Raw genomic sequence first — 6,509 nt, forward strand, 5'->3', positions numbered from 1 at the left:
TCAATCCTTGGTTCTGAAGTCGGCATGTTCATAAAGATTTAAGTAAAATTAGTAATTTTCGGAATACAGAATCTGCGGCTTCTTTAAAAGTTCGGGGTGAAAATAATTTCTTCAGTTTTCACCAAAATAAAAAGCACTGAAAAATCAATGCTCTTTATCCTTTCATTTTACTTTTTTTCCCATTATCCCGGGACAGGCTTTATGAAAAAAGCCGGAGAGAATCCGGCTTTATTTTTTATACGACACCTTGTGCAAGCATTGCTTCTGCAACTTTTACGAAACCTGCGATATTTGCACCTTTCACATAGTTTACATAGCCATCTTCTTCTTTGCCGTAATCTCTACAAGCTTTGTGAATGCCGATCATAATTTCCTTAAGTCTTGCATCAACTTCCTCGGAAGACCAGTTCAAACGGATGGAGTTCTGGGTCATTTCCAGACCGGAAGTGGCTACACCACCAGCGTTGGAAGCTTTCCCCGGAGAGAAAAGAACTTTGTTTCCTAAGAAATGATTAATTGCATCTAAAGTTGAAGGCATATTTGCAGCTTCGGTAACGCAAATTACTCCGTTTGCTACAAGATTCTTCGCATCCTCCAGGTGAAGTTCGTTTTGTGTTGCTGCAGGAATGGCAACATCACATTTAACTTCCCATGGACGTTTCCCTGCATGAAATTCTGCACTTGGGAATTTCTTCGCATAATCTTCGGCTCTGTTGTTTCCTGATGCTCTTAATTCTAAAAGATAATCGATTTTTTCGCCACTGATGCCGACTTTATCATAGATGTAACCGTCTGGACCGGAAATAGTTACAACTTTTCCGCCAAGTTCGGTAACTTTTTTCACAACACCCCATGCAACATTTCCGAAACCTGAAACACAAACCGTTTTTCCCTTGAAATCCTGTCCAATGGTTTTCAGCATCTGCTCTGCGAAATATACAACCCCGTAACCTGTAGCTTCAGGACGAATAAGTGAACCTCCGTAGGCTAAACCTTTTCCGGTAAGTACCCCTGTAAATTCGTTTCTGATTTTTTTATACTGACCGAATAAATATCCGATTTCTCTTGCACCAACACCAATATCTCCTGCAGGAACATCGGTTTCAGGACCAATATGTTTGCACATTTCCGTCATGAAAGCCTGGCAGAAACGCATGATTTCATTATCAGATTTTCCTTGTGGATCGAAATCTGCACCTCCTTTTCCACCACCCATCGGTAATGTGGTTAAAGAGTTTTTAAAAGTCTGCTCGAATGCCAAAAATTTCAGAACTGATAAATTTACGGTAGGATGAAAACGGATGCCGCCTTTGTATGGACCAATTGCAGAGTTCATCTGGATTCTGAAACCTCTGTTTACCTGAATTTCACCTTTGTCATCAACCCACGGAACACGGAAGATTATTGTTCTTTCCGGCTCAGCCATTCTTTCCAAAAGTTTTTTTCCGCTGTACTGTTTTCTAGTTGAAATAAAAGGAATTACAGTAACTGCAACTTCTTTCACGGCCTGAAGAAATTCCGGTTCATTCGGATTTTTAGCTTCAATTCTGGCCATAAATTCCTGAATTTTCTGGTCTACGTTATAGTGCTCCATAAGGGGTTGATTATTATTGTCAACAAATTTAATTTTTTTTTCAAAACTTGCAACAAAAATTTTAATAATTGATTAAATATTAATAATATTGGAGTTTATTTTTGTTAAATTCATAATTTTAACATTTATAATATCAATTATTGAATGTTAACTTAAGATTAATAAATTTTTAAAAACCTGCATATCTTAATTCGCCAGATATTGTCTTCCCGAAAGTGCTTTGATGTACCCCGAAATTTCAAGTTGAAGCAAATCGGGCAATATTTTATAGGATGGAATCTGCATTTTTATCGAAATTTCATCCAATGAAAGCGGGGTGTTTTTATCTAAGGCATTTAAAAGGGTTTGCTGAATTTCAGGCAGTTGAATCCTGATTTCTGAACTTGGGAAGAGTTCGCCCGTTTTCTCACTTTCTTTATGAAATCCCAATTGTTCTGCCAGAGAAGAAAGGGTGGAAATGGCCGCCGCTTTATTCTGAAAGATGAGCTGGTTGCAGCCTTGGCTGTATTTATCTGTGATTTTTCCGGGCAAAGCATACACTTCGCGGTTGTAATTGTTGGCAAAAGAGGCTGTGCTGATGGAGCCGCCTCCGAAGGCGGTCTCTACCACAATAGTGGCATTTGAGAGTCCTGCAATTACACGATTTCTTTGGATAAAATTTTCACGGTCGGGTTTCTGCCTGGAATTGAATTCCGTAAAAAGAACTCCGTTTTCTTCTAAAATTCTTTCGGAAAGTTTTTTGTTTTTGCTCGGATATAGCGTGTGGAACCCATGTGCTAAAACCGCTGCAGTCGGAATGTTTTTCTGAACCGAAATTTCGTGAACTTCAGTATCAACACCTAAAGCCAAACCACTTACTGTAATGATTTTTTTGGTTTTAATCTCTTCCAGAAAATCCTTTACAAACATTTTTCCGTATGGTGTAATATTGCGGGTACCAACAATACTAAGCGGTTGCCGGGCGGGATCGTAACTGCCTTTTTGGTAAAGGATTGCTGGCGCGTCTTCACATTCGTTAAGATGATAGGGTAGGTCGCCGAGATGGCGGAGGTTGATTTTGATATTATTTTTTTCGCAGAAAGCGAGTTCTTCTTCCGCAAATTTCAGATGGTTTGGGTTGCCAATTTCGAGGGATATTTTCCGACCGATCCCATAGATGTTTTTCAATCCAGATTTTGAAATTTCCCAAACTTCTTTTGCAGAGCCAATTTCACTCACCAGCTTTCTGAAGACCATGTCGCCGATGAGCGGGCAGTGGCGAAGTGCAACAGAATATAGGGTTTCTTCGGAAAACATGGGTTATTTTTCTCAAAATTATTAAAAATTATTCGTTTTTCCGGATTTTGTCTAAATGATCCCAAGGATCTTCTTTTTTAAGATAAGGAAGCTCCATAAAATCATCGGGATGATTTTCTTTGTATTCCTGCCAAAGTTTATCGTCTTTCTCGCTGTAATAATTCGGGAACTGCCAGATAAAACGTTTGTTCTTTTCACCTGTTTTTCTGAAAACAAATGCCATGATCATCCCTACTACCGCCCCTGAAAGATGCGATTGCCACGAAATTCTGCTGGGCTCTTCAAGATTCGTAAACAGTTCTTCGGGCATCACACCCCAAACCAAACTTCCGTAATATAACGCCACAATGAGTGAAACGGTGAGCAGCTTCATATTCCACCGGAAAACGCCACTGAAAAAAAGGAAAAAAGCCAATACATATACGATTCCGCTGGCACCGATAATACACACAAAATTGAAATTACCGGTAAAAATATCAATCGGTGGCAGGAGCCAGACCAAAAATGCTGATACAAACCAGCCAAGAAAGAACACTTTTTTTGCGATAAAAGGGTAAAACTGAAACAGCAAAAATATCAGGACAAAAATAGGGACTGAATTTCCGAAAATATGCTCGATATTGCCGTGCAGGAAAGGGGATAAAAAAATTCCCTTCAGGCCTTCCGGATTCAGCGGAATAATGGCGCCAGTACAACCGTCGAACAGCCCGAGATATTGCAGGAAAAACCCCAGCCACATTGCTGAAACCATTATGGTTGCGTAGATTACCGCTCTGTAATTCAGGGATTCTTTTAGCATAGCTATTTCTTTGTCAAAACTTTTACCAAAATAAATTTTAAGTAAATATGGCTAATCTTTTACAATCCTAAAAACTTATATAAGACAAAAAGTAATAAAAACATCTGCAGGGAATTGTAAGGTTTTATTTGTTTACATTAAATTTGCAGTCTATGAGACAGTTTATTATCGTTTTTCTTACATTGATGGCGTTGCCCGCCTATTCCCAAAATGGCAGAAATATTTTAAAAGAGATTGATTCTATTTCTCAGCAAAGATGGGATTCCGTAGCTTTAGATCTGGACAGTCTGGCGAATCCTAAACTCATCAACTTTGATGTCCGTTTTAAAGACACCCTTGTAATCCGCGATAAAGTGGTGATTTCCAACATAACGGAAGATATCCCGATTACGCCTTATAACCTTCTGAAACTTAAAGAACCGGTAAGATGGTTTTATTTTGGGCAGAATAATCTGGTATTTAACCAATCGTCTTTTTCTAACTGGAATTCGGGTGGAAATAACAACATTGGCATCATTGGGAAAATTAATTATAATTTAAGTTACAAAAACAGAAAGCATTTCCTTGATAACAACCTGCAGCTGGGTTACGGGTTTGTCACGTCTCAGGGTGAATCTTCAAGAAAAACTGAAGATTACATTAACCTTATGACAAATTATGGATATGATGTCGGTAAAAACTTCTATCTATCTACCGGTTTTCAGTTTTTATCGCAGTTTTCTCCCGGTTACAATTACAGCGTAACGCCAGATCCGGAATTCGCCGACCGCGTTTCAAGATTTATGGCTCCCGGTTATTTAAACGCCGGTTTAGGTATTTCATACAACCCGAATGAGAATTTCCAGGTGATATTCCGGCCTGTAAACGGTAAATTCACTTTTGTTACTGATCCTTTTCTGCAGAAAGCAGGCAAATATGGTTTGGAACGTGATGGGCAAAGTGTGCGTTCGGAGTTAGGTGCGCTCGTAAATATTCTTTACCGAATGAAAATTTATAAAGACATTAATCTGGTCAATCAAATCAACTTCTTCAGTAATTACGTCTTTCATCCGGAACGTGTAGATATCGCTTATAACGGAACTTTAAACATCAGGTTCAACAAATTTATTTCCACCGTGGTAAGTCTGGATCTGCTTTACGATCATGATCAGCTGCAGAAACTTCAGATGAAACAGACCCTGGGAGTTGGTTTCTCCTATAATTTGGGTTTTGAAAACAAAGAAAAAAACAAGAAGCTTATAAAACCTTTTGTTAATTAAATTTTGTGTGTGTTATACATTCCAAAATTCCCGGTCGAGGCTTCTGTACTGAATGGCTTCTGCGATGTGACTTGAATTGAGCGTCTCTTCGAGTTCTAAATCTGCTATGGTTCTGGCTACTTTCAGGATTCTGTCATAGGCTCTTGCCGAAAGATTTAGTTTTTCCATGGCAGTTTTGATGAGATTTTGGGAAGTTTCGTCGAGTTCACAGTACTTTTCAATTTCCCTGGGACCCATTTGGGCGTTGTAATGAATTTCGGAGTTATGGTATCTTTTGGACTGAATCTCGCGGGCTTTTAAAACGCGGCTCCGGATTTCATCACTCTTTTCACCTTTTCTCTTGTCAGAAAGCTGGTCGAATTCCACTTTCTGGACTTCAATATGAATATCAATCCTGTCGAGCAACGGTCCGGAAAGTTTGTTCATGTACCGCTGCATTTCAAACTGTGAGGAAGTGTTGTTGGGGTCATCTGGGAAATAACCGCTCGGGCTGGGGTTCATACTTGCTACCAGCATAAAGCTTGCGGGATAATTTACGGTAAATTTGGCGCGTGAAATGGTGACTTCGCGGTCTTCCAAGGGCTGGCGCATGACTTCGAGGACGGTTCTTTTAAATTCGGGCATTTCATCCAGAAATAAAACGCCGTTGTGCGCCAGGGAAATTTCTCCCGGTTGCGGATAGCTTCCGCCACCAACTAAAGCCACATCCGAGATGGTATGGTGCGGACTTCTGAAGGGTCTAACGGTCATCAAAGAGGTCTCTGTTCCTATTTTTCCTGCTACCGAATGTATTTTGGTGGTCTCTAAGGCTTCTTTGAGGGTTAAAGGCGGAAGAATACTCGGAACTCTTTTTGCGAGCATCGTTTTCCCGCTTCCTGGCGGACCGATTAAGATAATGTTGTGCCCGCCTGCCGCCGCAACTTCCATGGCGCGTTTGGCGGTTTCCTGGCCTTTCACTTCCGAAAAGTCGGTGGAAAAGAAGTTGATTTTATCCTGAAACTCTTTGCGGGTATCGATGGTTGTTCTTTCCAGTGGAATTCCTTCATTAAAAAAACCAATGACTTCCCTGATGTTTTCAATCCCATAAACCTCCAGCTGATCTACAATAGCTGCCTCGCGGATATTCTGTTTGGGTAAAATAATTCCTTTGAAACCTTCTTCACGGGCTTTGATGGCGATGGGTAAAACGCCTTTAATTGGCAATAGTCCACCGTCCAGCGAAAGTTCTCCCATGATGATGTAATCGCCGATGTCTTCAGCCCTGATTTGCTCTGAAGCGGCCAGAATGCCTAAAGCGATACTGAGATCGTATGCCGAGCCTTCTTTCCGCAGGTCGGCGGGCGCCATGTTGATGGTAATCTTCTTGCCCGGTATTTTATAACCGACGTTCTTTAAAGCCGCAGAAATGCGGTAGCTGCTTTCTTTAATTGCATTATCGGGCAGGCCCACCAAATGATATCCCACTCCTGAAGTATCTACATTGACTTCGATTGTAATCGTTTGCGCAGAGACTCCAAAAATGGCACTTCCGTAAATTTTTACCAACATATCTGTGTTTTGA

At 40.5% G+C, this 6,509-nt stretch carries 5 protein-coding genes; 1 reads left to right on the plus strand and 4 read right to left on the minus strand.

The window, feature by feature from the left end:
- Positions 1-235: 235 nt before the first annotated feature.
- From gdhA to V5N63_RS01580, 3 genes are all read right to left on the minus strand, one after another.
- Entirely contained in the window at positions 236-1,594 is a 1,359-nt protein-coding gene (gene gdhA, locus V5N63_RS01570; protein WP_332032396.1) for an NADP-specific glutamate dehydrogenase, read from the minus strand.
- A gap of 186 nt (positions 1,595-1,780) precedes the next feature.
- Positions 1,781-2,890 (minus strand): DNA-processing protein DprA, encoded by a 1,110-nt coding sequence (gene dprA / locus V5N63_RS01575; protein WP_332032398.1) that lies wholly within the window; start codon positions 2,888-2,890, stop codon positions 1,781-1,783.
- Positions 2,891-2,918: 28 nt separating this feature from the next.
- Positions 2,919-3,689 carry a rhomboid family intramembrane serine protease gene (locus tag V5N63_RS01580; protein WP_332032400.1) on the minus strand — a complete coding sequence of 257 codons (771 nt, stop codon included), beginning with the start codon at positions 3,687-3,689 and terminating at the stop codon, positions 2,919-2,921.
- Between the two features lie 185 nt (positions 3,690-3,874).
- Between V5N63_RS01580 and V5N63_RS01585 the strand changes: the two genes are divergently transcribed.
- Positions 3,875-4,948 carry a DUF3078 domain-containing protein gene (locus V5N63_RS01585; RefSeq protein ID WP_332032446.1) on the plus strand — a complete coding sequence of 358 codons (1,074 nt, stop codon included), beginning with the start codon at positions 3,875-3,877 and terminating at the stop codon, positions 4,946-4,948.
- A gap of 12 nt (positions 4,949-4,960) precedes the next feature.
- Here V5N63_RS01585 and V5N63_RS01590 read toward each other — a convergent pair whose 3' ends face one another.
- The gene (locus V5N63_RS01590) at positions 4,961-6,496 is read right to left on the minus strand and encodes a YifB family Mg chelatase-like AAA ATPase (protein WP_088468322.1); all 1,536 of its coding nucleotides are present in this window, start codon (positions 6,494-6,496) and stop codon (positions 4,961-4,963) included.
- Positions 6,497-6,509 lie beyond the last annotated feature (13 nt).

The organism is Kaistella sp., assembly GCF_032060305.1.
Classification (GTDB): domain Bacteria; phylum Bacteroidota; class Bacteroidia; order Flavobacteriales; family Weeksellaceae; genus Kaistella; species Kaistella yananensis.